Annotated in this window: 25 protein-coding genes; 10 read left to right on the top strand and 15 right to left on the bottom strand. The window is 71.5% G+C overall.

Annotated elements, in window-relative coordinates; all coding sequences use genetic code 11:
• Positions 1-30: 30 nt before the first annotated feature.
• Genes EDD90_RS36360 through EDD90_RS36340 form a run of 5 tightly spaced genes read right to left on the bottom strand, consistent with a single transcriptional unit; the run spans position 31 to position 6580 of the window.
• On the bottom strand, positions 31-957 hold the full coding sequence (locus EDD90_RS36360; RefSeq protein WP_123977097.1) for a dihydrodipicolinate synthase family protein: 927 nt from the start codon (positions 955-957) through the stop codon (positions 31-33).
• Positions 957-1964, bottom strand: coding sequence for an ABC transporter ATP-binding protein (locus EDD90_RS36355; protein ID WP_123977096.1), 1008 nt, complete (start codon positions 1962-1964; stop codon positions 957-959). Before EDD90_RS36355 ends, EDD90_RS36360 begins: the two co-directional genes overlap by 1 nt.
• Positions 1961-4006 (bottom strand): dipeptide/oligopeptide/nickel ABC transporter permease/ATP-binding protein, encoded by a 2046-nt coding sequence (locus EDD90_RS36350; protein WP_123977095.1) that lies wholly within the window; start codon positions 4004-4006, stop codon positions 1961-1963. The genes EDD90_RS36355 and EDD90_RS36350 overlap by 4 nt, the downstream gene beginning before the upstream one ends.
• Positions 4003-4962: an ABC transporter permease gene (locus EDD90_RS36345; protein WP_123977094.1), complete on the bottom strand. Its 960-nt coding sequence runs from the start codon at positions 4960-4962 to the stop codon at positions 4003-4005. Before EDD90_RS36345 ends, EDD90_RS36350 begins: the two co-directional genes overlap by 4 nt.
• 4 nt (positions 4963-4966) lie before the next feature.
• Positions 4967-6580, bottom strand: a complete 1614-nt coding sequence (locus EDD90_RS36340) for an ABC transporter substrate-binding protein (RefSeq protein ID WP_260328347.1) — start codon at positions 6578-6580, stop codon at positions 4967-4969.
• A 197-nt stretch (positions 6581-6777) separates the two neighbouring features.
• Between EDD90_RS36340 and EDD90_RS36330 the strand changes: the two genes are divergently transcribed.
• Positions 6778-7014 (top strand): TetR/AcrR family transcriptional regulator, encoded by a 237-nt coding sequence (locus tag EDD90_RS36330; protein ID WP_260328346.1) that lies wholly within the window; start codon positions 6778-6780, stop codon positions 7012-7014.
• 37 nt (positions 7015-7051) lie between these two features.
• Here EDD90_RS36330 and EDD90_RS36325 read toward each other — a convergent pair whose 3' ends face one another.
• The 5 genes from EDD90_RS36325 to leuA form a co-directional block, all read right to left on the bottom strand.
• The gene (locus EDD90_RS36325; protein ID WP_123977092.1) at positions 7052-7987 is read right to left on the bottom strand and encodes a hypothetical protein; all 936 of its coding nucleotides are present in this window, start codon (positions 7985-7987) and stop codon (positions 7052-7054) included.
• Entirely contained in the window at positions 7984-8517 is a 534-nt protein-coding gene (locus EDD90_RS36320) for a SigE family RNA polymerase sigma factor (RefSeq protein WP_123977091.1), read from the bottom strand. The genes EDD90_RS36325 and EDD90_RS36320 overlap by 4 nt, the downstream gene beginning before the upstream one ends.
• Positions 8518-8585: 68 nt before the next feature.
• Positions 8586-9764, bottom strand: coding sequence for an exo-alpha-sialidase (locus tag EDD90_RS36315; RefSeq protein WP_123982018.1), 1179 nt, complete (start codon positions 9762-9764; stop codon positions 8586-8588).
• 109 nt (positions 9765-9873) lie between these two features.
• The gene (locus EDD90_RS36310; protein ID WP_123977090.1) at positions 9874-10569 is read right to left on the bottom strand and encodes a TerB family tellurite resistance protein; all 696 of its coding nucleotides are present in this window, start codon (positions 10567-10569) and stop codon (positions 9874-9876) included.
• 184 nt (positions 10570-10753) lie between these two features.
• Positions 10754-12475, bottom strand: coding sequence for a 2-isopropylmalate synthase (gene leuA / locus EDD90_RS36305; protein WP_123977089.1), 1722 nt, complete (start codon positions 12473-12475; stop codon positions 10754-10756).
• 320 nt (positions 12476-12795) lie between these two features.
• On the opposite strand from leuA, the gene EDD90_RS36295 reads away from it, so the two are divergent.
• From EDD90_RS36295 to EDD90_RS36280, 4 genes are read left to right on the top strand one after another with little or no spacing between them, the layout of a single operon-like run.
• Positions 12796-13881, top strand: coding sequence for a M4 family metallopeptidase (locus EDD90_RS36295; protein WP_123977088.1), 1086 nt, complete (start codon positions 12796-12798; stop codon positions 13879-13881).
• A gap of 21 nt (positions 13882-13902) precedes the next feature.
• Entirely contained in the window at positions 13903-14169 is a 267-nt protein-coding gene (locus EDD90_RS36290; protein ID WP_123977087.1) for a protealysin inhibitor emfourin, read from the top strand.
• Between the two features lie 46 nt (positions 14170-14215).
• Positions 14216-15550 carry a GH1 family beta-glucosidase gene (locus EDD90_RS36285; protein ID WP_398926580.1) on the top strand — a complete coding sequence of 445 codons (1335 nt, stop codon included), beginning with the start codon at positions 14216-14218 and terminating at the stop codon, positions 15548-15550.
• Positions 15547-16812, top strand: coding sequence for an MFS transporter (locus tag EDD90_RS36280; protein WP_123977085.1), 1266 nt, complete (start codon positions 15547-15549; stop codon positions 16810-16812). Before EDD90_RS36285 ends, EDD90_RS36280 begins: the two co-directional genes overlap by 4 nt.
• 36 nt (positions 16813-16848) lie before the next feature.
• Here EDD90_RS36280 and EDD90_RS36275 read toward each other — a convergent pair whose 3' ends face one another.
• Together EDD90_RS36275 and EDD90_RS36270 are read right to left on the bottom strand one after the other, a co-directional pair.
• Complete coding sequence (locus EDD90_RS36275) at positions 16849-17181, bottom strand: hypothetical protein (protein WP_123977084.1); 333 nt, start codon at positions 17179-17181, stop codon at positions 16849-16851.
• Positions 17182-18078: 897 nt separating this feature from the next.
• Positions 18079-18936 carry an NAD(P)-dependent oxidoreductase gene (locus EDD90_RS36270; protein ID WP_123977083.1) on the bottom strand — a complete coding sequence of 286 codons (858 nt, stop codon included), beginning with the start codon at positions 18934-18936 and terminating at the stop codon, positions 18079-18081.
• 122 nt (positions 18937-19058) lie between these two features.
• Here EDD90_RS36270 and EDD90_RS36265 point away from each other — a divergent pair, with 122 nt between their 5' ends.
• The 3 genes from EDD90_RS36265 to EDD90_RS36255 all read left to right on the top strand — a co-directional run bounded on the left by EDD90_RS36265 (position 19059) and on the right by EDD90_RS36255 (position 20668).
• Positions 19059-19907, top strand: a complete 849-nt coding sequence (locus EDD90_RS36265) for a helix-turn-helix transcriptional regulator (RefSeq protein WP_123977082.1) — start codon at positions 19059-19061, stop codon at positions 19905-19907.
• 75 nt (positions 19908-19982) lie between these two features.
• Entirely contained in the window at positions 19983-20477 is a 495-nt protein-coding gene (locus tag EDD90_RS36260) for a hypothetical protein (protein ID WP_123977081.1), read from the top strand.
• Positions 20465-20668 (top strand): hypothetical protein, encoded by a 204-nt coding sequence (locus tag EDD90_RS36255; RefSeq protein WP_123977080.1) that lies wholly within the window; start codon positions 20465-20467, stop codon positions 20666-20668. Before EDD90_RS36260 ends, EDD90_RS36255 begins: the two co-directional genes overlap by 13 nt.
• Here the strand turns inward: EDD90_RS36255 and era are convergent.
• Positions 20665-21624 carry a GTPase Era gene (gene era / locus EDD90_RS36250; RefSeq protein WP_123977079.1) on the bottom strand — a complete coding sequence of 320 codons (960 nt, stop codon included), beginning with the start codon at positions 21622-21624 and terminating at the stop codon, positions 20665-20667. The two genes, EDD90_RS36255 and era, sit on opposite strands and share 4 nt — an antisense overlap.
• A gap of 133 nt (positions 21625-21757) precedes the next feature.
• Between era and EDD90_RS36245 the strand changes: the two genes are divergently transcribed.
• On the top strand, positions 21758-23098 hold the full coding sequence (locus EDD90_RS36245; RefSeq protein ID WP_123977078.1) for an ammonium transporter: 1341 nt from the start codon (positions 21758-21760) through the stop codon (positions 23096-23098).
• The gene (locus EDD90_RS36240; protein ID WP_123977077.1) at positions 23095-23433 is read left to right on the top strand and encodes a P-II family nitrogen regulator; all 339 of its coding nucleotides are present in this window, start codon (positions 23095-23097) and stop codon (positions 23431-23433) included. Before EDD90_RS36245 ends, EDD90_RS36240 begins: the two co-directional genes overlap by 4 nt.
• Here EDD90_RS36240 and EDD90_RS36235 read toward each other — a convergent pair.
• Both EDD90_RS36235 and EDD90_RS36230 read right to left on the bottom strand, forming a co-directional pair.
• Positions 23327-24397: a WxL protein peptidoglycan domain-containing protein gene (locus EDD90_RS36235; RefSeq protein WP_123977076.1), complete on the bottom strand. Its 1071-nt coding sequence runs from the start codon at positions 24395-24397 to the stop codon at positions 23327-23329. The two genes, EDD90_RS36240 and EDD90_RS36235, sit on opposite strands and share 107 nt — an antisense overlap.
• Before the next feature lie 86 nt (positions 24398-24483).
• On the bottom strand, positions 24484-25818 hold the full coding sequence (locus EDD90_RS36230; protein WP_185149352.1) for a beta-xylosidase: 1335 nt from the start codon (positions 25816-25818) through the stop codon (positions 24484-24486).
• Between the last annotated feature and the right edge of the window lie 56 nt (positions 25819-25874).

The raw sequence follows: 25874 nt of genomic DNA, 5'->3' as shown, positions 1-25874 counted from the left end.
TCGCCGCGGTGGCGGTCGACCACGCGGCCCCTACATCAGGCCCGCCCCTGCCAGGAACTTTCCGACGCACTCGATCTCCGCCTCCGACAGCGGCACCTGGGGCTCGGCCGTGGCGGGACAGTCGATGATCCCGCGCAGGTACAGCGCCGCCTTGAACGCCCCGAGCGCCGCCGAACTGCCGCCCATCCGGGCCGGGTCGCCGACGCCGGTCATCCGGAAGAGGGCGCACAGCCGCTCCTGTTCCGCCCGGGCCCGGTCCCGGTCCCCGGTGCGGCAGAGGCGGTGGAGGCGGACGTAACCGTCCGGGTCGACGTTGGCGAGTCCCGGCACCACCCCGTCGGCGCCCAGCGCGAGAGCCGAGTCGGCCGTCAGCTCGGAGCCCGTCAGTGCGCTGAAGCCGGGCAGCGAACGGGCGCCCGTGACGACCTCGCGGAAGCCCGCCAGGTCGCCGCTGGAGTCCTTCAGCCCGGCCAGCACTCCGTCGGCGGCCAGTTCGAGCACCAGGCCGGCGGGGAGCTTGGTGTGGACGGCGACCGGGATGTCGTAGGCGATCACGGGGACGGGCGACCGGTCGGCGACCAGGCGGAAGTGGCGGGCGATCTCCGCGGGGTGGGTGCGGGTGTAGAAGGGTGCGGTGACGACGATGCCGTCCGCGCCGGCGGCGGTGACGGCCGCGACATGGTCCAGGACCCGGGGCGTCGTCATGTCGATCACCCCCGCCAGGACAGGGAGCCGGCCGGCCGCCTGGGACACCACCGTCTCCGTGACCAGCCGGCGCTGCCGGTCCGTCAGGTACGCGGCCTCCGAGGTCGAGCCGAGCACGAACAGGCCGTCCACCCCGGCCGCCGTCAGATGGTCGACGAGCCTGCGCAGGGAGAGGACGTCCACCTCGCGGTCCGGTGTCAGGGGCGTGCAGACGGGCGGTACGACTCCGGTCAGCGGGGTGGGCAGGGTCATCACGGCTCCCGGGGCAGGTTGCGGCTCGGCTGGTCCTCCTCCACAGGATGAACAGGGTGGTGACAGCGGTAGCGGTGACCGGGCCGTGACGCGGCCGTGAAGTCAGGCATGCGGAGGGCACACTCGTCGTCCGCCCGCCAGCAGCGGGTGCGGAACGGGCACCCGGACGGCGGGCGGGTGGCCGAGGGGACCGGGCCGGTCAGGGGGATGGGGTCGACGGGGTTCAGCAGGCCGGGGGTGGCCGAGAACAGGGCCCGGGTGTACGGGTGCCGGGCCTGGCCGGAGGTCTCGGCGGCCGGGGTCTCCTCGACGATCCGGCCCAGGTACATGGTGATCACCCGGTCGCTCATCCGCCGTACCGTCTGGATGTCGTGGGAGACGAAGACCAGCGCGAGGCCCAGGCGTTCGCGCAGGTCGAGGAGGAGGTTCAGGATCTGGGCGCGGACCGAGACGTCCAGCGCGCTGGTCGGTTCGTCCGCCACCACCAGGTCGGGGTCGAGCGCGAGTGCGCGGGCGATCGCGACGCGCTGGCGCTGACCGCCGGAGAGCTGACCGGGCAGCGCCTCGGCGAGCGCCCTCGGCAGGCCGACCAGGCCCATCAACTCCCTTACCCGGTCCTCCCGTCCGGCCCTGGTGCCGCGCTCGTGGACGTCCAGCGGGTCGCGCAGGATCCGGCGTACGGGCAGCCGGCGGTTCAGGGCCGTCGACGGGTCCTGGAAGACCAGGCCGGTGCTCGCGCCGACCGTGGACCGCCGCTCGGCCGCCGGCATCGACCACAGATCCCGGCCGTGGAAGGTGACCGTGCCCGCGGTCGGCCGCTGGATGCCCACGAGCACCTTCGCCAGCGTCGACTTCCCGCACCCCGACTCGCCGACGACCCCGACCGTCTCACCGGCCGCCACGGTGAGGTCGGCGCCGGTCAGGGCGTACACCCGGTCCCGGCCGAACAGGCCTGAGCCGCGGGCCTTGTGGATCACGTGCACGCCGGACAGTTCCACCGCGCTCATGTCACGGCCTCCGTGCTCGCCGGGTCGACGGCCGGGTGGTGGCAGGCCGCGGTGTGGGTACGGGTGCCGACGAGGTCCGGTGGTGTCGTGCGGCAGACCTCGGTCGCCGCGGGGCAGCGGTCGCTGAACCGGCACCCGGCCGGGAAGTCCGCCGGGGACGGCACCACACCCCGGATCTGGGTCAGCCGCTCGGCCCCTGACTCCAGCGACAGCACGCTGCCGAGCAGGCCGCGCGTGTAGTGGTGGGTGGGGGCGGCGACCAGTTCGGCGGTGACGCCGGTCTCGACGATCTGGCCGCCGTACATCACCACGACCCGGTCGGTGACGTCGGCGACCAGGGCGAGGTCGTGGGAGACGAGGATCAGCGCGAAGCCGAGTTCCTCGCGGAGGCGGAGGAGGAGTTCCATCACCTGGGCCTGGACGGTGACGTCCAGGGCGGTGGTGGGTTCGTCGGCGATGATCAGGCGGGGGTCGCGGGAGAGGGCCATCGCGATCAGGACGCGCTGGCGTTGGCCGCCGGAGAGTTCGTGGGGGTAGCGGCGGAGCGTGCCACCGGGGTCCAGGCCGACGAGGGCGAGGAGCTCGGCCGGGGTGCGGTGGCCGCCGCGTCGTGTGAGTTGCTTGAGCTGGGCGTTGATGGTCATGGAGGGGTTGAGGGATGAGAGGGCGTCTTGGTGGACCATCGCCAGTTCGTGGCCCAGGAGGCGGCGGTGGGGGGTGGTCAGGTCCGTGGGCGGCTGCGGGTGGGTGGGGGCTGGTCGCGCCCGCGCGGCGGTAGCCGCATATTCGACACTGCCCCGCGCCCCTTTGGGGCGCGTTCTTTCACCGGCGTGGAACTCGATTCGGCCCGTCACCCTGGCCGACTTCGGCTGCAGGCCCGTGATCGTCAGCGCGGTCAGGGATTTGCCGCAGCCCGACTCCCCCACCAGGCCCAGGACTTCGCCCGGGTGGATGTCGAAGCCGATGCCGTCGACGATGTTCACGCCCCGGTGGCGGTCGTCGAAGCCGATGGCGAGGTTCTGCACGGACAGCACCGGTGGGCCCTCCCGGGAGGGCAGTGGGCGGGCCCTGGCTCGGAGCCGCTCGCCCGCCTCCGTCAGGCCGGGCAACTGCAGGACCTCTCCTCGCTCGACGGCCTCCACCGGGTCGGCCTCCGCCGGCTCCGTCCCCCTCGGTGCCGGTGCCGCCCACGCGTCCGAGACGCCCTCGGAGAGGATGTTCAGGGAGAGGACGGTGAGGAGGATCAGCAGACCGGGGAAGACCGTCGCCCACCAGCCTCCCGTCAGCACCATGTTCTTGCCGTCCGCGATGACGCTGCCCCAGGACGGGTCCGGGGGACGGACGCCCGCGCCGATGAAGGACAGGGACGCCTCGAAGACGATGGCCTCGGCGACCTGGACCGTGCAGAAGACCAGGATGGGGGCGAGACAGTTGACCGCCACGTGGCGTACGACGATGTGCGGGGTGCGGGCGCCGATCACGCGTTCCGCCGTGACGTAGTCCTCGCCGTACTGGTCGAGGACGTTCGCGCGTACGACCCGTGCCACCGGCGGGGTGAACAGGAAGGCGATCGCGCAGATCAGGACGGTGATGCCGCCGCCGAAGACGGCGACCAGCACGGCGGCGAGCGCGATGCCGGGGAACGCCATCACCACGTCCAGGCAGCGCATCAGCGTCTCGTCGACGGTCTTGCGGGAGGTGGCGGCCAGGGCCCCGAGGAGCGCCCCGGCGAGCAGGGCGAGGCCGGTCGCGCCGAGGCCGATGGCGAGGGACCAGCGGGCGCCGTACATCAGCCGGCTGAGGATGTCCCGGCCGAGGCTGTCCTGGCCCATCCAGTGGTCCGCGCAGGGGTGCCCGGTGCCGTCGACGGGGGTCTGCTGCGCGAGCGGGTCGTCGGGGGCGAGAAGGGGGGCGAACACCGCCACCAGGACGACCAGGGCCAGGAAGGCGAGGGCCGTCCTCGACAAGGGCGACAGCCTGCGCAGCCGTACGCCCGGACGGGCGAGGGCGGCGGTGCGGGCCGCGCGGGTGGACGTCGTCATGTCGCCTCCCTCAGACGCGGGTTGACCAGCAGATAGAGGATGTCGATGACGAGGTTGACGACGACGAAGCCGGTCGCGGTGGTGAGGACCACGCCCTGGACGACGGCGGGGTCGCCGTTCTGGACGGCGTCGATCATCAGCTTGCCCATGCCGGGCAGAGCGAAGACGGTCTCGATGACGACCGCGCCGCCGAGGAGGTAGCCGACGCGCAGGCCGAGCACGGTCAGGGGGTTCACCAGCGCGTTGCGGAGCACGTTGCGGCCGACCACGACATGGGGTGGCAGGCCGCTGCCGATCGCGGTGCGGACGTAGTCCTTGTCGAGTTCCTCGACCACCGAGGTGCGGACGATCCGGGTGAGCTGGGCGGCGACCGGGAGGGAGAGCGCGAGGGCGGGCAGGGCCATGGTCCTCAGCCAGCCGGTGACGGAGTCCTCCGGGTTGATGTAGCCGCCGGAGGGGAACCAACCGCGGTCGACGGCGAGGTACTGGATCATCAGCAGGGCGAGCCAGAAGGCCGGGGCGGCGACCCCGACGAGGGAGAGCGCGCGGATGACCTGGTCGGGCCAGCGGTCGCGGTGGATGGCCGCCGTCACACCTCCGAGCAGCGACAGGACGACAGCGATCCCCAGGCCCAGGAAGGTCAGCTGGAGGGTGAGCGGGAGCGCGGTGAGGACCTGGTCGAGGACCGGGGTGCGGGTGAGGGCGCTGGTGCCGAGGTCGCCGTGGAGCAGGTCGCCGACGAAGTGGACGTAGCGGACGGGGAGCGGGTCGAGGAGGCCGTTGCGCTCCCGGAAGGCGTGGAGTTGCTGCGGGGTGGGGTTGGCGCCCTGGAAGAACGCGGACGCCGGGTCGACGTCGGAGAAGCGCATCACCAGGAACACGAACAGGACGATGCCGAGCAGCAGCGGCACCAGCAGGGCGACGCGGCGCAGCAGGATGCGCAGGACGGCGGCCATGGGGTCAGGCCCACTTGGCGGTGAGGACGTTGATGCCCGGGTAGGGCTGGGCCCTTATGCCGGTGAGCCTGCGCGGGTCCCAGGCGGTGATCAGCTCGTTGTGGACCACCGGGTAGAGGACCGCCTGTTCGGCGACGATGTCGATGTAGTCCTGGATCATCGTCTTCTTCTTGTCCGGGTCCGGTTCGCGGGTGGCCGCGTCCATGTCCTTGAAGAGCCGCTTCGCGACCGCGTTGTCGGCCCAGCGGGCGTAGCCCATCCAGAGGTTCCCGGGGCCGTAGTTGTAGTGCATGATCAGGTCGGCGTCGAGGCCGAACTGGTTGGGGTTCGAGACCGCGGCGACGACCTGGTAGTCCTGTTTCTGGTCCATCTTGGTGAACACGGCCGTGGTCTCCTGCGGGGACAGGGTCGTCGGGACGCCGATCGCGTCCCAGGACGACTTGATGGTGGGCAGGCAGTCGACGAGCCAGCTCACGTCGACCGCGAGGATGTCGATGTGCAGCCCGCTGACTCCGGCGGCCTTCAGGAGCGCCTTCGCCTTGTCAGGGTCGTAGTCGTAGACCGTCTTCGCCCTGCGGTAGGTGGGGTTGGTCTCGTTCAGGAACGAACTCGCTGGTTTTCCGCGGCCCTTGAGGGCGACCTCGACGATCTTCGCCTTGTCGATGGCGTGGTGCAGGGCCTGCCGGACGCGGACGTCGTCGAAGGGCTTGTGCCGGGTGTTGAACATCAGGAACGCGTTGTTCATCCCGGCACCGCCGCCGACCGACAGCCCGCCCTGTTCGAGGCGGGGGATGTTGGCGTACGGGATGTTGTCGGAGATCTGCGCGCCCGCGTCGACCCCGGAGATCCGCGCCACGCGCGAGGCCGCGTCGACGATCGTCAGCCAGTTCATGCGCTCGAAGGCGGGTCTGCGGGGGCCGTTGTAGCGGTCGTGCGCGGCGAAGGTGGTGTTCGACTTCGGGTGGTGGCCGGTCTGCCGGTACGGCCCCGAACCGACCGCGAGTCCCCTGATCGCGTCGTCCCAGGCGCCCGGCCGGGAGAACACGTGCGCCGGCATGACCTTGGCGAGGGTGAGCCGGGCGATGCCGTCAGGGAAGGGGAACCTGAGGACCAGGTCGACGGTCCGGGCGTCGACCTTCCGGGCCTCCTTCAGCCAGCTCGCGAAGAAGCCCTGGGCGAGGGTCCGGGTGTGCGGGTCGAGGATCCGGTCGAAGACGAAGACGACGTCGTCGGCGGTGACCGGCTTCCCGTCGTGGAAGGTGGCCCCCTGGCGGAGGGTGAACCGCCAGGTGGTCGCGTCCGGGTCGGCGGGCAGCCGGGTGGCCAGCGCCGGGTAGGGGGCGCGGGTGATCGGGTCGGTGTCGGCGAGGCCCTCGTAGATGTGGTTGTTGGCGGCCATCGCGAACGCGGACGCGGTCTGGGTCGGGTCCCAGCTGCCGTCGTTGCCGTAGCCGATCACGGCCGTCAGGGTGCGGCCGGAGCCGCTGCCGCCGAGGTCGATCGTGGACTTGGGGCCGCAGGCCGTCAGCGAGGTCAGTGAGGCCAGCGAGGCGGCCGCGCCCAGCACGCCGGTGCGGGTCAGGAACGTCCTGCGGCCGTGGGTCGCCTCGTCGCGCACGGTGCCTCCAGCGTGGGGGAACGGAGACGTCGGACGTCCTGTGTTAGCGCGACCATAAGAGGGGGTTAGGGGACGGTCAAGGCAACGCACGCGAATGGCGTAAACCGTCATAGGTCGGACCAATGGCACCGCGGTTCGAAGGGAGTTGGCGCCGGCCGGCGGGTCGGCGGCCGGCGCCGGGGTGCTACGCGGGAGCGGTGAGCCGGGCCGCCACCGAGGCGCCGTCCAGCCACACGTTCTCCCGGGAGATCCTGCCGTCACGGAACTCGAAGACATGCAGGATCCGGAAGCTGATCCGGCGGCCCGCCGAGCTGCTGCGCGAGGGGCGTACGGTCACCATCGCGGACGCGGCGGAGGCGGCGCAGGTCCCGACGGCCACCGCCTACCGCTACTTCTCCAGCCCCCAGGAGCTGCTCCGGGAGACCCGTACGTGATGCGCGCCCCGGACCTCACCTAGGCCCCCTAGGGGCCCTAGGGCAGCGTCTTCTCGTACGACGTGTCCTGGTCGGAGTCGTAGACGAGCTTGCCCGTCGCGTCGTAGCCCTTGAGGTGCGGGGCCTTGGTGACCTGACGGTGCAGGGTGCCGGTGGCGACGAACCAGCCGTGGTCGAGGACCACCTCGCCCGTGCTGCCGCCGTAGGAGGCGGTCATCCGGGCCACCGAGCCGCGGTAGCCGCCGATGATCCCCCACCTGAACGGCAGCTTCCAGTTGCCCTTGTCGATGAACGACTGCTGGTACAGCTTGCCGCTGTTCATGTCCGGGACCACGGGCTGCTTCGAGTCGCCGTAGGGGTTCCCCGCGCTGGTGTTCAGCCCGGAGGCCTCGCCGTCCTTGATGGTGCAGATCAGCCGGACCGGCGTCGGCTTCTCGCGGACCGCGACCACGAAGTAGCCGTCGCCGGGGGTGTTGGAGTCGCCGGTGCTCTTCATCGCCAGGATGATCCGGTACCCGGCGGGGTCGCCCAGATCGAGGTGGGCCGGGTCGTTGGCCGGCCGGTTCGCCTTGTTGTTGTCGAGGCACCTGCCGAGTCCGTCGGCGGCCTGCTCGAAGGTGATCCCGTCGAGGAGCTGGTGCGCGGACATGGGCCGGGCGGGCCCGGACGGGGTGACCGACGGGGTCGGTGCCGGCGTCGGGCGCGCGCTGGTGTGCACGGAGGGGCTCGGCCCGGCCGGGCCGGTCGTGGTGCTGCCGCCCATCGCGTACGCGCCGACCGGCACCGCCGCCAGGGCCGCCAGCGCCGCCCCGCTCACCGCGAGACGCCGCCGCCGCTCCAGCACGCCCCGCCGGCGGATCTCCGGGTACGGCACCGGCGACGGCCGGATCGTCGACGCGTCCCCCGCCAACAGTTCCCTGACCCGGGCTTCGAAGTCCGGCTCGGCTCCCGTGTCCCGCTGCTCCCCGCTCACCTGGTGCCTCCCTGTCCGGGCCCCGCGTGGCTCATGGCCTGGGCGAGCCCCGGAAACGTACGCAACTTCGCCAGGCCCTTGGAGGCCTGGCTCTTGACCGTGCCCGGGGAGCAGCCGAGCACGTCGGCGACCTCCGCCTCGGACAGGTCCTCCCAGTACCGCAGCACCACCACCGCGCGCTGCTTGGGCGGCAGTCCCGCCAGGGCGGCGAGCAGTGTGCCGCGCTCGTCCGCCCGGGTCACGGCGTCGTCGTACCCCGCGCGCTCCGGCGGTGCGGCGGTCAGCGCCTCCGGGACCCGGCGTTTGCGGAACCGGTCGCTGTTGCAGCTGACCAGCATGCGGCGGACGTACGCCTCCGGGTGGTCGGCCCGTGAGACGCGGCGCCACGACCGGTACGCCTTGGCCAGCGCGGTCTGCGTGAGATCCTCCGCGTGGTGCGGGTCGCCGGTGAGCAGATAGGCGGTCCGTACGAGATGGGTCCACCTCGCTCTGACGAATTCCTGGAACTGGGCCTCTAGTTCGGCCTGCATCGGCCACCCCCTCGCCCTCCAGACCACCGGTCGCCCGGGTTCGGTTGCCCGGCCGTGCGGAAGTTGCCTCAGGGAGCGGGGAGGCGCCGGAACTCGATCGTGTCGTACGCCGTCTTCGTCCCCGTCTCGTACAGCACCCCCACCGTGTTCCCGTCCACCTGCACCAGGTCCGAGTAGGCCGCCTTCAGGTCGGAGAGGGTGCGGAGTCTGCCGAAGGTGATCCCCTCGTCCGTGCTGGTCCACAGGGCCATGGCCCTGCGCGCGGTCGGGACGGACGGGCCCGAGAAGAGCAACGGGGCCTCGGGACCCTGGAGTTGGAGGGCGGAGCCCTCGACCACGGGGACCTCGCCGAGCGTCGGCTGGACGGTGTAGACGGCGTCCAGGGTCTCGCCGCCGTCGCTCGACCAGGCGTCGAGGCGGTTGCCGGGGCTGGAGCCGTCCTGGTCGCGGGCGTTGAAGTAGAGGCGGCCGTCGGGGAGTTGGGCGGCGGTCGTCTCGTTGGCGTTGTCGTGGCCGGTGTAGGAGTCGCCGACGAAGCCGAGGTGCCAGCTGTGGCCGCCGTCGTCGCTGTAGATCGCGTGCCCGCCGTAGTACTTGGCCTCGCGCCCGGTGTCGGAGGAGCCGGGACGCGGGGCGGCGGAGTGGTCGCAGGCCACGACCAGGCGGCCGCGGTGCGGTCCCCGGGTGAGCGCGACGGCATGGCCGGGACCGGTGGCGTACCAGCGCCAGCCGGCGGGTTTCACCTGGGCGGTGATCTCGTGCGGCTTCGTGAAGTGGCGGCCGTCGTCCGGGCTGCGCTGCACGAAGACCCGGCGGCTCTGCTCCTTGGTGACCTGGCCGCGCATGATCTGCGACTCGCTCACCGAGCCGTCGTTGTACGAGGTCACCAGGACGACCTGGCCGCTCCTCGGGTCCACCATCGGCGCCGGGTTGCCCCGGGTGTCCCCCTTGCCGTCGGCCACCACCTGGAGCGGGCCCCATCTGCAGCCGCCGTCGGTGGAACGTCTCAGCACGACATCGATGTCACCGCTGTCCCCGGTGGTGCTGTGCCGGCCCTCGGCGAAGGCCAGCAGGGTGCCGCGCCAGGTGCGGACGACGGCCGGGATGCGGTACTGGGCGTAACCGCCCTCGCCGGAGACATAGGGCACGGAGGATTCGCAGGTGGCCGTCGCCCAGGCCTTGGGCTCGACCGCGAACGCGCCGAGGATCAGGGCGGCGGTCACGGAGATCCGGCTGACGCGGGTCACAGGAGACACATGGCTCACTCTTCCATGTTTCTCCCGGCCGCCCGCACCGCACTCCTGCAACAGCCGAACGGGTCACGGAGTCTGGCGCTCCGTCAGTTCCGCCGGCGGGTCAGGACGGTGTGCGGGCCGCCGCCAGCAGCCGGCTCACGTCGTCGGCGCAGATGGTCAGGGCCGCGCCGACCGTACCGAGGGCCTCGCGTTCGGCGTTGGTGTAGGGGCCGTCGGCGAGCGCGATCCGGGCGGCCTGGAGGAGCAGGGACTCGCGGCCGGCGGGGGCGAGGTGCGGGGCCAGCGGCTCCAGGGCCTCGTGCAGCTCTATGGCGAGGCTCGCACCGCCCGGCTGCTCGAACACCCGGCCGGTGTCGGCGGCGAGCGCGTCGACGAGGGCGCCGAGCTGTTCCTCCGTGGCGTCCTCGAAGCCGGCCGCGCGGACGGCGACCGCCGCCGCCTCCAGGGACGTACGCGCACAGGTGCCGCCGGCCGCGAGGACGGCGAGGGCGACGGTGTGCACGGCGTCGCGGAGCATCGCCGAGAAGCGGGTGGTGGTGGGGTGGTCGAGGACGTCGGTGCCGTAGTGGTGACGGCAGGCGGCGCACTCCACGACCGGCCCGGTGGTGCCGCGCGGCAGCACGGGCACGCCGAGCAGGGTGAAGCGGCGGCGGCCGGTGAGCCGCTGGTAGTTGCGGTCGCCTCCGCAGCCGGGGCAGAAGAACTGGCCGTCGCCGACGGGCGTCCATGCGGTGCGGGTGCCCAGGATGCGGGCAGGCCCGGTGGTCCGGCCGTCTCGTCCCCGTACTGGCAGCACGTCGCACCTCCGTAACGCCGTGGCAACATCGCCACCGCTGGCGTGATGTTAGCCACATGGAGGACGTGCAGTCAGTACCGCGTACGAGACCTTTCCGTGATCTTCATGGCCGGATGGCCGGGAAACGACGGGGCCTGATCACCGTAATCGGTGATCAGGCCCCTTGAACCGCCGGTCAGAGGGGTTATCGCGCCGCGCGGTTGACGGCGGAGACGACCGCCTTCAGCGACGCACGCGTCGTGTTCGCGTCGATGCCGATTCCCCAGAGGATCTTGCCGTCGATCGCGCATTCGATGTAGGAGGCGGCCTGCGCGGAGGCGCCCTCGCTCATCGTGTGCTCCTGGTAGTCCAGGAGGCGTACGTCGATGCCCAGGCTCTGCAGCGCGTCGAAGAAGGCGGAGATCGGGCCGTTGCCGGAGCCGGTCAGGACGGTGTCCTCGCCGTCGACGGTCGCCTCGACGGTGAGGGTGTCCACGCCGTCGGTGTCGGTGGTCGACTGACCGGTCTTCACCTGGACGCGGCCCCACGCGTTGTCCGGGTTCGGCAGGTACTCGTCCTGGAAGACCGCCCAGATGTCCGAGCCGGTGACCTCGCCGCCCTCGGCGTCCGTCTTGGCCTGGATGATCTTCGAGAACTCGATCTGCATCCGGCGCGGCAGGTCCAGCTTGTGGTCGTTCTTCAGGACGTAGGCGATACCGCCCTTGCCGGACTGCGAGTTGACCCGGATGACCGCCTCGTAGGAGCGGCCCACGTCCTTCGGGTCGATCGGCAGGTACGGCACCGCCCACTCGATGTCGTCGACGGTGACGCCCTTCGCGGCGGCGTCGGCCTCCATGGCGTCGAAGCCCTTCTTGATGGCGTCCTGGTGGGAGCCGGAGAAGGACGTGTAGACCAGGTCGCCCACGTACGGGTGGCGCGGGTGGACCTCCATCTGGTTGCAGTACTCCCACGTGCGACGGATCTCGTCGATGTCGGAGAAGTCGATCTGCGGGTCGACGCCCTGCGAGAACAGGTTCATGCCCAGGGTGACCAGGTCGACGTTGCCGGTGCGCTCGCCCTGCCCGAACAGGCAGCCCTCGACGCGGTCGGCGCCGGCCATCAGCGCCAGCTCGGCGGCGGCGACGGCCGTGCCGCGGTCGTTGTGCGGGTGGACCGACAGGACGACGTGCTCGCGGCGGGTGAGGTTGCGGCCCATCCACTCGAAGCGGTCGGCGTGCGTGGAGGGGGTCGAACGCTCCACCGTGGCGGGCAGGTTGAGGATGATCTCGCGGCCCGGGCCGGGCTGGTATACGTCCATGACCGCCTCGCAGACCTCCAGCGCGAAGTCCAGCTCGGTGTCGGTGAAGATCTCCGGGCTGTACTGGTAGCCGAACTCGGTCTCGGGGCCCAGCAGCTTCTCGGCGTACTCCATCACCAGGCGGGTGCCGTCGACGGCGATCTGCTTGATGTCGTCCTTGGAGCCGCGGAAGACCACCCGGCGGAAGACCGGCGCGGTGGCGTTGTACAGGTGGACGGTGGCCCGCTTGGCGCCCTTCAGCGACTCGACGGTCCGCTCGATCAGGTCCTCGCGGGCCTGGGTCAGTACGGAGATCGTCACGTCGTCCGGGATCGCGCCCTCTTCCTCGATGATCGAGCGCACGAAGTCGAAGTCGGTCTGGCCGGAGGCGGGGAAGCCGACCTCGATCTCCTTGTAGCCCATCTTGACCAGCTGGTCGAACATCCGGCGCTTGCGCTCGGGCGACATCGGGTCGATCAGGGCCTGGTTGCCGTCGCGCAGGTCGGTGGAGAGCCAGCGGGGGGCTTCGGTGATCCGCTTGCCCGGCCAGGTGCGGTCCGGGATGTCGACCTGCTCGTAGCGGCCGTACTTGTGGATCGGCATGCTGCTGGGCTGCTGGCGGTTCGCCATGATTGCGGGGCTCCTAGTGGGTGTCCGGAAGGACGGCCGACGACGCAACGCGAAGCTCCGCGGGGAGGGAGTCGACCTGGACTACAGGCCCTCGCCGCGGCAGCTAAGAAGAAGCAGCCCGAAACGCATGATGCGAAGCATGCTAGCCGAGGCCCTTCGGACGCGGGGCGCCGTATCAGTATGCGGGACCACCGTTCGAAATAGGACAAAAAGTGCGCCATACCACTCCTCCTCACAGAGGGTGGTCAATTGTCGCGGTATTTCACCAATCATGGTTGCGGGTAGTGACACTCGCGTGACTCAGTGCAATGGTGCGGTGCATGACGACCAACGGGGGCTTTGAGCCCGTCTCCTGCACGCCCGTTTTCTGCGGGATCGTGCCGCCGCACATCCTCGACCACCTGGCCCAGCACGAGGACCAGGCGCTCTCCGACTCCGCGCTGCGCACCCTGCAGCACGACTCCGCCGCCCGTACCCGCCGCCGGATCACCGCGGTCCGTACCGTGGCCGCCGCCGTCACCGCCCCGGCGGCCCCCGACAGCGCCCCGCACCGCACGATCTACGACGCCGGGCACGGCACCGACCTGCCCGGCACCGAGGTCCGCGCGGAGGGCTCCGAGCCCGGCCAGGACGCCACCGTCAACCGCGCCTACGCCGGCCTCGGCGCCACCTTCGAGCTGTATCTGAAGGCGTACGAGCGCAACTCCATCGACGGCGACGGACTGCCGCTGAACGCGAGCGTGCACTACGACGTGAACTATGACAACGCCTTCTGGAACGGCGAGCAGATGGTGTTCGGCGACGGCGACGGCGTGATCTTCACCGACTTCACCAGCTCCGTCGACGTCATCGGCCACGAGCTCACCCACGGCGTCACCCAGTACACCGCCAACCTGGAGTACTACGGCCAGTCCGGCGCCCTCAACGAGTCGGTCTCCGATGTCTTCGGCTCGCTGATCAAGCAGTACTCCCTCGGGCAGACCGCCGACCAGGCCGACTGGCTGATCGGCGAGGGCCTGCTCGCCCCGGGCGTCCACGGGGTCGCCCTGCGCTCCATGAAGGCCCCGGGCACGGCGTACGACGACCCCCGCCTCGGCAAGGATCCGCAGCCCGCGACCATGGCGGACTACGTCAAGACCAACCGGGACAACGGCGGTGTGCACATCAACTCCGGCATCCCCAACCACGCCTTCTACCTGCTGGCCACCGCCCTCGGCGGCAACGCCTGGGAGAAGGCCGGGCAGATCTGGTACGACGTGCTCACCGGCGGCGAACTGCAGGCGACCGCGAAGTTCGCGGACTTCGCGAAGCTCACGGTGGCCGCGGCCAAGGCCCGCTACAACGAGGGCGAGGAGACCGAGGCGGTCCTCAAGGCCTGGTCCCAGGTGGGGGTGCACACGGCCTGATCCTGTACTACACAGGGACCCATGCGTATTCAGGTGAGGCGCACGGGCGGGTTCGCGGGCATCGAGCGCCGGGCCGAGGTGGACACCTCGGGCCGGCCCGACGCCCCCGAGTGGCAGGCCCTGGCCGAGCACGCGCTCGCGGCCGGCCGGGGCTCCCCGCCGCCCGGGGTGCCGGACGGCTTCGCGTACGAGATCACGGTGGACGGCCGGACGGTGTACGCGGCCGACCCGCGGCTGACCGACGAGCAACGCGAACTGATCTCGAAGGTGTTGAAAGAAGGCGCGTAACGGGTAGTTCCCGTCCGGGCGTTGACTTCTGTTACCAGGGGTAAGGATGATCCCGGCCATGGCGACTGACGCGGTCCATCCGATACCCCCGTTCCCTCGATTCCCCGACGGTTTCCTCTGGGGTGTGTCGACCTCGGCCCACCAGATCGAGGGCGCGGCCGACGAGCGCGAGCCGTCCGTGTGGGACGTCTTCGAGGCGGAACCGGGCCGGATCAAGGACGGCTCGACGGCGGCGGTGGCCTGCGACCACGTCCACCGCCACGGCGAGGACGTGGCGCTGCTGGCCGGCCTCGGCGTGGACGCGTACCGCTTCTCGGTCTCCTGGCCGAGGGTGCGCTCGACGGGCGGCCTGGACTTCTACGACCGTCTGGTGGACGAGCTGTGCGCGGCCGGCGTACGGCCGGTCCCCACCCTCTTCCACTGGGACCTGCCGGTCACGGAGGACTGGCTGGAGCGGGACACGGCGTCCCGCTTCGCGGACCACGTCGCCACGGTCGCCGACCGGCTCGGCGACCGCGTCCAGAAGTGGATCACCCTCAACGAGCCCGCCGAACACACCCTGTTCGGCCATGCGCTGGGCGCCCACGCCCCCGGCAGGCAGCTGATGTTCGACGCGCTCCCGGTCGCCCACCACCAGCTCCTCGCCCACGGCCTGGCCGTCCAGGCGCTGCGCGCGGCCGGCGCCCGCGACATCGGCATCGCCAACTCCCACGGCCCGACCTGGCCGGCCTCGCAGGAGCAGCCCGACCTGGAGGCGGCCGCCTTCTACGACCTCCTCCTCAACCGCCTGTTCGCCGAGCCGGTCCTGCTCGGCGAATACCCGGACGGCATGGGCGACCTGATGCCCGGCGACGTCGCGGCCGACCTGAAGGTGATCGCCGAGCCGCTGGACTGGTACGGCATCAACTACTACTCCCCCACCAAGGTCGGCGCCCCGCAGGGCACCGAGATCGAGTTCGGCGGGCTCACCCTCCCCGCCGAACTCCCCTTCTCCGTCCAGGACATCGAGGGCGTCCCGGTGACGGACTTCGGCTGGCCGGTGGTCCCGGAGGGCCTCACCGAACTCCTCACCGGCTTCCGCGACCGCTACGGCGACCGGCTCCCGCCGATCGTCATCACCGAGAACGGCTGCTCGTACGAGGGCGTCGACGACCAGGACCGCATCGCCTACCTGGACGGCCACATCCGGGCGCTGCACAAGGCGGTCGAGGCCGGGGTGGACGTGCGCGGCTACTTCGTCTGGTCGCTGCTCGACAACTTCGAGTGGGCGGAGGGGTACGAGCGCCGCTTCGGCCTGGTCCACGTCGACTACGCGACCCAGAAGCGGACACCGAAGTCGTCGTACGACTGGTTCCGGGACGTGCTGCGGGCACAGAGATGACGACGACGCGCGAACCGGCCGGAGAGCCGGCCGCCCTGGCGGAACCGGTCGAGAAGGTCGGCCGCGGCTGGACGTCGGCGCTGTCCCTCGCCAACGGGGCCATCTGGGTGGGCTGGTACGGCCCGCTGCAGATCCTCCTGGCCTCCCAGGCCAAGGACTTCGCGCCCGGCTCCGGGATGTCCAAGGAGACGATGCTGGCGTGGGTGACCGGCGTCGGCGCGGTGGTGTCGCTGGCGGCGAACCCGGTCTTCGGCGCGCTGTCGGACCGCACGACGTCCCGGTGGGGCCGCCGTACACCGTGGATCGTCGCCGGCACGGCGGGCGGGGCGCTGTCCCTGCTGCTCCTCGCGGGCGCCGGGGGCATGTGGACGATGATGCTGGGCTGGGCCCTGGTCCAGCTGACCCTGAACGCGGCCTTCGCGGCGGTGACGGCGGCGGTGCCGGACCGGGTGCCGAGGCTCCAACGGGGGTCGGTGGGCGGCTGGCTGGGGGCCGCGCAGATCCTCGGCGTGGTCGGCGGCACCGGCCTGGCCACGGTAGCCGGGGGCGTCGGGGCGGGCTATGTGGCCTGCGCGGTGTTCACGGCGCTGGGCGTGCTCCCGTACGTCCTGCGCCACCCGGACCTGCGCCTGACCCTCAAGGACCGCCCGCCGTGGTCCTGGCGGGCCTTCCTCGCGGGCTTCTGGCTGAGCCCGCGCCACTACCCGGACCTGGGCTGGGCCTGGCTGACCCGCTTCCTGATCAACCTGAGCAATTCACTGGTGCTGCTGTATCTGCTCTATTACCTCCGCGACCGCCTCCACCACCACGACCCCGACCAGGGCGTGCTGATTCTTACGGCCATCAACGGGCTGACGCTGATGGCGACGGTCGTGGTCGGCGGGGTGTGGTCGGACCGGGTGGGCCGCCGCAAGCCGTTCGTGGTCTGGTCGGGGATGCTGATGGCCGCGGCGACGGCGCTGCTGGCGGCATGGCAGACCTGGCCGGGGGCGATCGCCGCGTCGGCCTTCCTGGGCATCGGCTTCGGCGTGTTCACCTCGGTCGACTTCGCCCTGATGACGGACGTCCTGCCGAAGGCCCTGGACCGCGGCAAGGACCTCGGCGTCATCAACGTGGCCAACGCCCTGCCCCAGGTCGCGGCGCCCGCCCTCGCCGCGCCGATCGTGACCTACCTGGGCGGCTACCAGGTGCTCTACCTGGTGGCGGCGGTGATCGGACTGGCGGGGGCGGGTCTTGTGGGGCGGATACGGGGCGTGGACTAGGGGGCCGGGCGGGGGGCTAGGGGGACCGGAAGCGGGCTACGGGGCGGGGAACCAACGCTGCCGGCTGCCCTCCGTGTGCAGGAGGGTGCCGACGCGCACCGTCTCCCGGATCATGTCCGGCCAGGCGCTGCGGTCCGCGATCGCCAGCAGATGGGGCGACGGATCGTCGGTGCGCTTGCGGATACCGGCCCGGATCAGCACCCGCAGGATCTCCTGGGGACCTTCCCAGGAGCCTTCGACGAGTTCCTTCCACTGGTCCGGCGTGGCCCGTTCGGCGAGCCGGGAGAGCGGGCGGTACCAGCGCTGGGCCAGTGACATCACCTGCCCCCGCGCCAGCGCGCGCAGCGTCCCGGCGGCCGCGTTGACCACGGCGACGGCGTCGCGACACCTCGGTGAGCCGCTCGACGAACCGCCCCAGCACCGTCACGTCGTCCGCCTCGGTGGCCCTTGCCAGGTGGCCGCGCGCATGCGCACAGGCGCGGGCGATCTGCCGGGGCGTGTGCAACGGGTGGTGGCGGCACACCAGTCCGGTCAGGCAGCGGCGGGCCACCGCCTCGATGTCCTCGTGCCGACCCCGGCCCGCCCTGTTCGGCCCCGGTGCGCGGGCGGCGGACGTGAAACCGCGCAGGGTCTCCTCCAGGTGCCGCCACTCCAGGGTGTCGAGCGAGCCGTTCCGGCTGTGGTCGATGACTGTCTCGACCAGCATGAGCGCGGCCCGGACCTGGTGCGGGTGGCCGCCCCCGGCGAGGATCTCGTCGAGACGCCGGGCGCTCGGGGGGTCAAGGACCTTCCGGGTGACGAGTTTGCCGCGCAGCAGGAAGGACCGCTTGGCGTTCGTCGCACCGAACGCGCCGGTCCAGGTGGCGTCGCAGAGCACTTCGAGGGTGTCGGCGTGACGGCGCAGCGCGGCGGTCAGCCGCCGGTCGACACCGGCTCCGGGCCGCCCCAGCGCCTCGTTCAGCCAGCCCGGGTCCAGACGGGTCGATGGTGCCGCGGGCGAATAGCTCGTCCAGCAGTTCCGGGTGTTCGGGCACCAGCCGCTGCAAGGTGAGCGAGATCTTCTGGTCCTCCTGCGACACCCCCTGCTTGCGGCCGGCTCCCTCGACCCGGCCCTTCCCCGCCCGGTCGGCACGCCACAGCCGCAGGGCACTGCGCGCCTGCGGGTGCCCGGCCGCCGCGGCGGCCACCAGCAGCTGGACGGCGCCCTGTGGTGCTCCGCCAGGGCGTTCGTGATGGCGACTTCCCCGGTGGCAGGCCTGCGGGTTCTCAAAGGGCCCCGGCGTCCCGGGCCGACCAGACGCTGGGGTAGATGGGCCGGAAGCCCAGATCGCGCCGGATCTTCTGGTTGGACATGATCCCGAACCAGGGATCGCGGTCGGTACGGCCGCCCATGCCGGCCGGCACCCCGACGCCGTTGAGCTGGTGCAGTTCCACGGCGGTGACGGGAGCGTCGTCGGCGATGTTGTAGAGGGGACCGCTGACGGCCGGGGCGTACAGCAGCCGCATCAGCCCCTGCCCGACGTCGGCGTGGTGGGCCATCTGGAGCCGCTGGGCTGGGGCCCAGTGCGCGGCCCAGTGCAGGGAGTTGGCGAGATGCGGGTCCCCCTCGCCGTAGACGAAGGGCAGCCGCCCGATCCGTACCTCCATGCCGCCCTCCAGCGCGAGCAACTCGCGCTCGGCGGCCGCCTTGGACTCCGGGTAGGCGCCCCACATCTCCCCGCCGGGCCGGCTCTCGTCGTCCTCGGTGAGCGGGCGGCCGCGTCCGGTGCCGTACACGACTCCGGTGCTGACCTGCACGAACCGCCGCACCCCGGCGGAGACCGCGGCCTTCCCCAAGGCCACCGCCGCGTCCCGGTTGACGGCCCAGGCCTCGTCGTCGGGCACCCCGCGGAAAGAGGCGGCGACGTTCACCACCGCGTCCGCCCCCGCGACGGCCTTGCCGAGCGCCTCCTCGTCCCGCAGGTCCCCGACGACGACCTCTGCGCCCAGTCCGGCGAACGGCTCCCCGCGGGCCGCGTCCCGCACGAGGACCCTCACCCGCTCGTCGGACCGGGCCTGCGCGAGCAGCCGCGGTACGAACCGCCGCCCGACCTGTCCCGTCGTACCGGTGACAAGAGTGATCATGACCGTCTCCTTCGCTCTGGTGCCACCACCCTCGCCGCCGCCCGGTACGACCGGGAGAGACCTCCCGATCAGGGGATCGGCACTCCCTGGATAACCCGGACGGCCCGCGCCACCCTGGAGAGGTGAACCGCCCCGAACTCGCCGACTTCCTGCGCCACGCCCGCACCCGCCTGGACCCCGCCGACGTGGGCCTGGCACCCGGCGCCCGGCGGCGCACCCCCGGGCTGCGGCGCGAGGAGGTGGCGTCGCTGGCCGGTATGTCGGCCGACTACTACACACGCCTCGAACAGTCCCGGGGCCCGCGCCCGTCCCGCCAGATGCTGACGGCGCTGGCGCGCGCGCTGCGCCTGACGGAGGACGAACGGGACCACCTGTTCCACCTGGCCGGCGAGGAACCCCCGCGCCGGGAGGCGACGAGCAGCCATGTCCGCCCCGGCCTCCTCCTGGTCCTGGACCGGCTGCACGACACCCCGGCGCTGGTGACGACGGACTGCGGCGAGGTCCTGGCCCAGAACGCGCTGTCGCGTGCGCTCAGCGGCGACGTCCTGGCCCGGCCGCCGCGTGAGCGCAACCTGGTCCGCCGCTTCTTCCTGGACCCGGCCGCCCGCGACCTCTTCCCTGCGGAGGACCGGCCGCAACGGGCCCGCGAACAGGTGGCGAACCTGCGCGCGGTGGCGGCCGCCCGCCCCGCCGACCCGGTCCCCGCCGCCCTGGTCGCCGAACTCCTGGCAGGAAGCGAGGAGTTCGCCCGCCTCTGGTCCGAACACGAGGTGGCGGTACGCCGCGCGTCCACGAAACGCTTCCTGCACCCGTCCGTCGGCCTCCTGGAACTGGACTGCGAGGTCCTCCTCAACGCCGACACCCGTCAACACCTCGTCATCCACACGGCCCGCCCGGGCACGGAGTCGTACGAACGCCTGCAGCTGCTGAGGGTGGTGGGGCTGCAGGACATGAGCCCGAGCCGCACTTGACCCACCGGATACCTTGCATGCAGCCCGACGGTGGCCGCGGCCACTTCCTCAGGCGGTTGAAGGAGTGCATGAGCGGTGGGTGACGTGTTCTCGTCCGCTCCGGAGAGCAGGGCCGTGTGGGAGGCGCTGCCGGGGCCGGTGCTGGAGGCGGTCGGACGGTGTGACGCGGAGCGGCTGGAGGTGGAACGGGCGCGGGTCGCACCTCGTCTGCGGGAGCGGATCGTGAAGCCCGTGTACTCGGTCGCGGACCGCTTCGCGTCCTGGGAACGCCTGGTGCGCCGCATGGAGACCGGCCGGCCGGAAGGCGACGACAGCTTCTGTCCGATCAGCGCCTACGGCAATGACCTCGACTCCAGGGACAGCCTGGACGAGGTGATGAACACCCTGCCCGCGGCGGCACGTGAAGGCACCCTCGGCACCCTGCTGGCCGATCTGGACGCCCGCTTCCACGCGGCGAGCGTCCCCGACCCGGCGGGGTCACTGCACCCCTGGATACGGCCGACGAAGGAGCACGCGCGGCTTCCCGGTCGGTGGTACCGCAGACCGCTGCGCACTCCTTGGGACGACTGAGAGGCTCTCGGACCGCACACACGGGCGTCGCCGAACACTTCGTCCTGGAGTTCCGGGAGTTCGACCGCGAGAACATCGTCCTTCGCGTCGGGCAGCCGGACCTGGCCGTGACGACGGGGGACGGTTTCGTCGCGGCCGCGCTCGGTCCCGGCGTGTGGGGCCGAGAACGGACGCGGACCGGACGCCTCTAGAAGCCCAGCCGCCGCAGCTGCTTCGGGTCGCGCTGCCAGTCCTTCGCCACCTTCACGTGCAGGTCCAGGAAGACCGGTGTGCCGAGCAGCGCCTCGATCTGCTTGCGGCTCTTGATGCCGACCTCCTTCAGGCGCTTGCCCTTGGGGCCGATGATGATGCCCTTCTGGCTGGGGCGCTCGATGAACAGGTTGGCGTGGATGTCCAGGAGGGGCTTGTCGGCGGGGCGGTCCTCGCGCGGGAGCATCTCCTCGACGACGACCGCGATGGAGTGCGGGAGCTCGTCGCGGACGCCTTCGAGGGCCGCCTCGCGGATCAGCTCCGCGATCATGACCTGCTCGGGCTCGTCGGTGAGGTCGCCCTCCGGGTAGAGAGCCGGGCCCTCCGGCAGGAGCGGCACGAGCAGGTCGGCCAGCAGGCTCACCTGCTTGTCGCCGACCGCCGACACCGGGACGATCTCCGCCCACTCGAAGCCCAGCTCCTTGCCGAGCTGGTCGATCGCGATCAGCTGCTCGGCGAGGGTCTTGGAGTCGACGAGGTCGGTCTTGGTGACGACGGCGACCTTGGGGGTCTTCCTGATCCCCGCGAGTTCCTTCGCGATGAAACGGTCGCCGGGGCCGATCTTCTCGTTCGCCGGCAGGCAGAAGCCGATCACGTCGACCTCGGCCCAGGTGGTGCGCACCACGTCGTTCAGCCGCTCGCCGAGCAGTGTCCGCGGTTTGTGCAGGCCAGGGGTGTCCACGAGGATCAGCTGGGCGTCCTCCCGGTGCACGATCCCCCGGACCGTGTGCCGCGTGGTCTGCGGCTGGTTCGCGGTGATCGCAACCTTCTGCCCGACCAGAGCGTTCGTGAGGGTGGACTTGCCCGCGTTGGGGCGCCCGACGAAACAGGCGAAGCCCGCCCGGTGGACGGTCTCCGACGATTCCGACGGCTCGGTTGACTGGCTGCGAACGCTCATGGCCCCCATTCTCCCTGATCCACGACGCCCCGCCGCACCGTGAGATTTCGGTAACCCCAAGGCAACGAAACGTCACGGAAACACACCCGTACGGAATCGGAAACGGGAAACGGTGACCCTCTGACGAGCCCCCATGACGTTGGAGACGCCCGTGATCCTCACCGCCGCGAACGCCGCCGCGCACGCCGACACCGGTGACACCGCCTGGCTGCTCGCCGCCACCGCCCTGGTCCTGCTGATGACCCCCGGGCTGGCCCTGTTCTACGGCGGTATGGTCCGCACGAAGAGCGTCCTCAACATGCTGATGATGAGCTTCGTGTCGATCGCTCTGGTCACGGTGGTGTGGCTGGCGGGCGGGTACTCGCTCGCCTTCGGGACGGACACCGGCGCCGGACTGATCGGCGGCCTCGCGCAGGCCGGTATGCACGGCCTCGGCCCGGACAGCGTCCAGGGCACCGTCCCGACCCTGCTCTTCGCCACCTTCCAGCTCACCTTCGCGATCGTCACCGCCGCGCTGATCAGCGGCGCGATCGCGGACCGGGCGAAGTTCGGGGCCTGGCTGGTGTTCGTGCCGGTGTGGGCGCTGCTCGTATACGTTCCCGTCGCACACTGGGTGTGGGGTCCCGGTGGCTGGATCCTGCACCACCTCGGCGCCCTGGACTTCGCCGGCGGACTGCCCGTCGAGATCACCTCCGGCGCCTCCGGTCTGGCGCTGTGCCTGGTCCTCGGCCCGCGCCTCGGCTTCAAGAAGGACGCGATGCGTCCGCACAACCTCCCGATGGTCATCCTGGGCGCCGGTCTGCTCTGGTTCGGCTGGTTCGGCTTCAACGCCGGCTCGGCGATGGGCGCGGGCGGCCTGGCCGCCGCCGTCTTCCTGAACACCCTCGCCGCCGGCTGCACCGGCCTGCTGGGCTGGCTCTTCGTCGAGCAGAAGCGCGACGGCCACCCCACCACCCTGGGTGCGGCCTCCGGCGCGGTCGCGGGCCTGGTCGCGATCACCCCGTCCTGCGGCTCGGTCTCCCTGCTCGGCGCCCTGGTCGTGGGCCTCGCCGCGGGCGCGGTCTGCTCGTACGCCGTGAGCTGGAAGTTCAAGCTGAACTACGACGACTCGCTCGACGTCGTCGGCGTCCACCTGGTCGGCGGTGTCATCGGCACCCTGCTCATCGGCCTGTTCGCCGAGAAGGCCATGACCGGCTCCACCGAGGGCCTCTTCTACGGCGGCGGGCTCGCCCAGCTCGGCAAGCAGACGGTGGCGGTCGTGGTCGTCGCGGCGTACGCCTTCGCCGTGACGTACGGCATCGGCAAGCTGATCGACAGGACGCTGGGCTTCCGGGCGGACGAGGACCAGGAGCACACCGGCCTGGACCTTACGGTGCACGCCGAGACGGCTTACGATCACGGGGTCCTCGGCCATGGCGCCCCGGTCAGCTCCTCCGTCGTCCCCTCCGCCCAGAAGGTCAAGAGCCAGGCATGAAGCTCATCACCGCGATCGTCAAGCCCTACCGTCTCGACGCGGTGAAGACCGCCCTGCAGGAGATCGGGGTGCACGGCCTGACCGTGACCGAGGCCAGCGGCTACGGCCGGCAGCGCGGCCACACCGAGGTGTACCGGGGCGCCGAGTACCAGGTCGACCTGGTCCCCAAGGTCCGGATCGAGGTCGTCGTCGAGGACGCCGACTCCGAGGCCGTGATCGACACGATCGTCAAGGCCGCGCAGACGGGGAAGATCGGGGACGGGAAGGTGTGGGCGCTGCCGGTGGAGACGGTCGTACGGGTGCGGACGGGCGAACGCGGCCCCGACGCGCTCTGAGGGCCCTCCCCGGCGACGGCAGGCCGCGGCCCCGGCGCATCCTGGCGAACAGCGCGCCGCCGGCCACCCCGGCGACGAAGGTCAGCGCCACCACCAGCCAGGGCAGCGCGAGGAACGACGCGCTCGCCGACTCCTTGGTGCCGGTCGCGCTGGCCGTCAACGTCACGTCCCCCCAGTCGAGCTGGGGTGCGCCCCGCCAGGGCGCGGTGAGCCGGACGCTCTCCCCCGGCAGCAGTTCGGAGGGGATCCCGGTGAGGTCCCGGCTGAGCAGCGTCCGCCCGAAGAGGCCCTCCGCGCGCAGTTGCACCTTCGGGTCGAGGGTCACGTTCCCGGTGTTGTGCAGGGTGTAGGAGACGGTGGCGGTGCTGTTGCCGAGGCCGGGCACCCAGGGCTGGTGGTGGGTGATGTGCACGTGCTCGACGGCGATGGCCGGGAGCGTCGGCCCGCTCACCCGCAGATAGACCCGGGCGCCGACGGCCCGCTGCACACCGAGTGCCAGGGGCCCCGCCCCCGGATCGACCTTCTCGTCCAGCGCGACGATCGCCCCGGGATGGTCACCGGGTTCGGCCCCCTGGGGCACATGCAGGGTGAAGGGAACAGTCACCGTCCTGTGGGCGGGCACGGTGACCCGCGCCTTCGCGAGCTTCGCCCAGGCCCCCACCCCCCGCATCCGCTCCTTCACCGTCCGGACGGCGAAGCCACCGTCCCGTGCGGTGTTGTAGGCGTCGGCCGCGTACAGCCGGAAGGTCAGCGGGGTGCCGGTCTTGTTGGCGACGGCCACCTTGTCGGTGATCGTCTGCCCGGGGTCGAGGGAGAGATAGAAGTACGGCCGCGCCGCGATCTTCGAGGCGACCGGGTAGACGGACCAGCTGCCGTTGTCGGCGGCGCGCGCGGGGGACGCCGTGAGCAGGGCGCCGAGGAGCAGGCTCAGGAGGAGGACATACGGCTTGGCGCGACGACGCATGGGTGCGGACCCCCGGTCGGAAGCGGGCGGAAGCGGTCGTGTGGTGGCCGGTCGCGTGAACGCCCGGCCACCACGGCGGAGTCGGCTCAGGTGAGCGTCAGGGTGAGGACTCCGGAGTACGACCCCGGAGGCGTGAACGCCGGTACGTCCAGGGAGAGTCCGGCGTTGACGGTGAACTGACCGCCGGTGAGCGTGGAGTCCGGGGTCGACGCGAGGGTCGCTCCGGAACTGCCGACGGTGCCCGCGGAGCCGGCCGCGCAGGTGCTCGGGCTGCCCGCCTTGGTCGCGCAGGCGGGGGTCCAGCTGAGCCTGCCCGCGTCGATCTTGGCGCCGGGTCCGGTGAAGTCGGTGACCTTGCCGGTGAGCGACCAGCCGGCCGGCCCGCCACGGAAGTCCTTGACGGTGACGGTCTGCAGATTGCCCGTGGACGCCCCGCCCCGGCCGAAGTCGACCGCCGACAGCGCGACGGAGTCCCCGGCCTGGGACATGGACAGGGTCCCCGCCTTGACGGTGGTGGTCAGCTTCTGGCTCCCGGCCGGCACGGGGGTCGTGTCGTTCACAACGTACGAGGCGGGCCCGGCCCCCAGGGAGTCGCTCCACGCACTCCCCTCGTACGCCACGATCCCGGTCGTCGTCTTGTCGTTGACGGTGATCGGAGCGCTGAAGGAGCCGTCGGTGCCCGCGGTGGCGGTCGCCGTGTCCGCGGTCTGGCTGCTGCCCGACCGCCCGGCCAGCGTCACGGTCGCGCCCGGCGTGAAGTTCTGGCCGCTGACGGTCACGCTGTCACCGGGGTTCCCGGAGGCCGAACTCAGGCTGATGGCACGGTTGTTGACCGGCGTGGTGGCGGTCGCCGTGACGGTCTCCGACACCGGTGCGGGCGGGTTGGTGACCGTGCAGGGGGTGTCCAGCTCCAGGATGTAGCTGGTGTGGATGTTGTAGTCACCGGGCGAGAGCGTGATGGCACCCGGCGAGGTGACGGTGAACGTCCCGGTCATCGAGAACGACGGGAAGGTCCCGTACCCCGGCACCGGATCGTTCTTCTTCGGCCCGGCGACCGTGACGTCCCCGGTCTGCGCGCCACCCAGCGTCACCTTCCCCGTCGGCGTCATGATGTCGGCCGGCAGGGCGAGGGCGGTGGGGTTGTTGGCGGCGGGTGTGACCACGGTGTAGGTCACGGTGACCGTGTCGCCGACCTTCGGGGTGGTGTTGTCCACCGAGATGTTGGCGGTGGTGGTGCCGTCGATCGGCGGGAGGCCCGCGACGGCGGGCGGGATGCAGTGCGTGGCGAAGTCGACGTTCGTCCCGGCGGCACCGGCCGGACAGGCCAGCGCGCCGCCCGCCGTGACCGCGAGCGCGGTCGCCCCGAACAGTGAGATCAAGCGCCACCGTCGGGATCTTCGTGATCTTGGGGGTGAACCCATGGAAGCCCCCTCCTGAGGGTTGCGGGCGCAGCGGCTCCTCTGCGCCGACAGGGGGC

It is taken from the genome of Streptomyces sp. Ag109_O5-1, assembly GCF_003814875.1.
In the GTDB taxonomy this organism is placed as follows: Bacteria; Actinomycetota; Actinomycetes; order Streptomycetales; family Streptomycetaceae; genus Streptomyces; species Streptomyces sasae.
The sequence above is the reverse complement of the archived record's forward strand: the minus strand, read 5'-3'. Positions and strand labels throughout refer to the sequence as shown.

Coding starts and splice junctions, on each gene's coding strand:
- EDD90_RS36360 (WP_123977097.1), bottom strand. CDS start 957: ATGACCCTGCCCACCCCGCTGACCGGAGTCGTACCGCCCGTCTGCACG.
- EDD90_RS36355 (WP_123977096.1), bottom strand. CDS start 1,964: ATGAGCGCGGTGGAACTGTCCGGCGTGCACGTGATCCACAAGGCCCGC.
- EDD90_RS36350 (WP_123977095.1), bottom strand. CDS start 4,006: ATGACGACGTCCACCCGCGCGGCCCGCACCGCCGCCCTCGCCCGTCCG.
- EDD90_RS36345 (WP_123977094.1), bottom strand. CDS start 4,962: ATGGCCGCCGTCCTGCGCATCCTGCTGCGCCGCGTCGCCCTGCTGGTG.
- EDD90_RS36320 (WP_123977091.1), bottom strand. CDS start 8,517: ATGCAGGCCGAACTAGAGGCCCAGTTCCAGGAATTCGTCAGAGCGAGG.
- leuA (WP_123977089.1), bottom strand. CDS start 12,475: ATGGCGAACCGCCAGCAGCCCAGCAGCATGCCGATCCACAAGTACGGC.
- EDD90_RS36295 (WP_123977088.1), top strand. CDS start 12,796: ATGACGACCAACGGGGGCTTTGAGCCCGTCTCCTGCACGCCCGTTTTC.
- EDD90_RS36290 (WP_123977087.1), top strand. CDS start 13,903: ATGCGTATTCAGGTGAGGCGCACGGGCGGGTTCGCGGGCATCGAGCGC.
- EDD90_RS36285 (WP_398926580.1), top strand. CDS start 14,216: ATGATCCCGGCCATGGCGACTGACGCGGTCCATCCGATACCCCCGTTC.
- EDD90_RS36280 (WP_123977085.1), top strand. CDS start 15,547: ATGACGACGACGCGCGAACCGGCCGGAGAGCCGGCCGCCCTGGCGGAA.
- EDD90_RS36270 (WP_123977083.1), bottom strand. CDS start 18,936: ATGATCACTCTTGTCACCGGTACGACGGGACAGGTCGGGCGGCGGTTC.
- era (WP_123977079.1), bottom strand. CDS start 21,624: ATGAGCGTTCGCAGCCAGTCAACCGAGCCGTCGGAATCGTCGGAGACC.
- EDD90_RS36245 (WP_123977078.1), top strand. CDS start 21,758: ATGACGTTGGAGACGCCCGTGATCCTCACCGCCGCGAACGCCGCCGCG.
- EDD90_RS36240 (WP_123977077.1), top strand. CDS start 23,095: ATGAAGCTCATCACCGCGATCGTCAAGCCCTACCGTCTCGACGCGGTG.
- EDD90_RS36235 (WP_123977076.1), bottom strand. CDS start 24,397: ATGCGTCGTCGCGCCAAGCCGTATGTCCTCCTCCTGAGCCTGCTCCTC.
- EDD90_RS36230 (WP_185149352.1), bottom strand. CDS start 25,818: ATGGGTTCACCCCCAAGATCACGAAGATCCCGACGGTGGCGCTTGATC.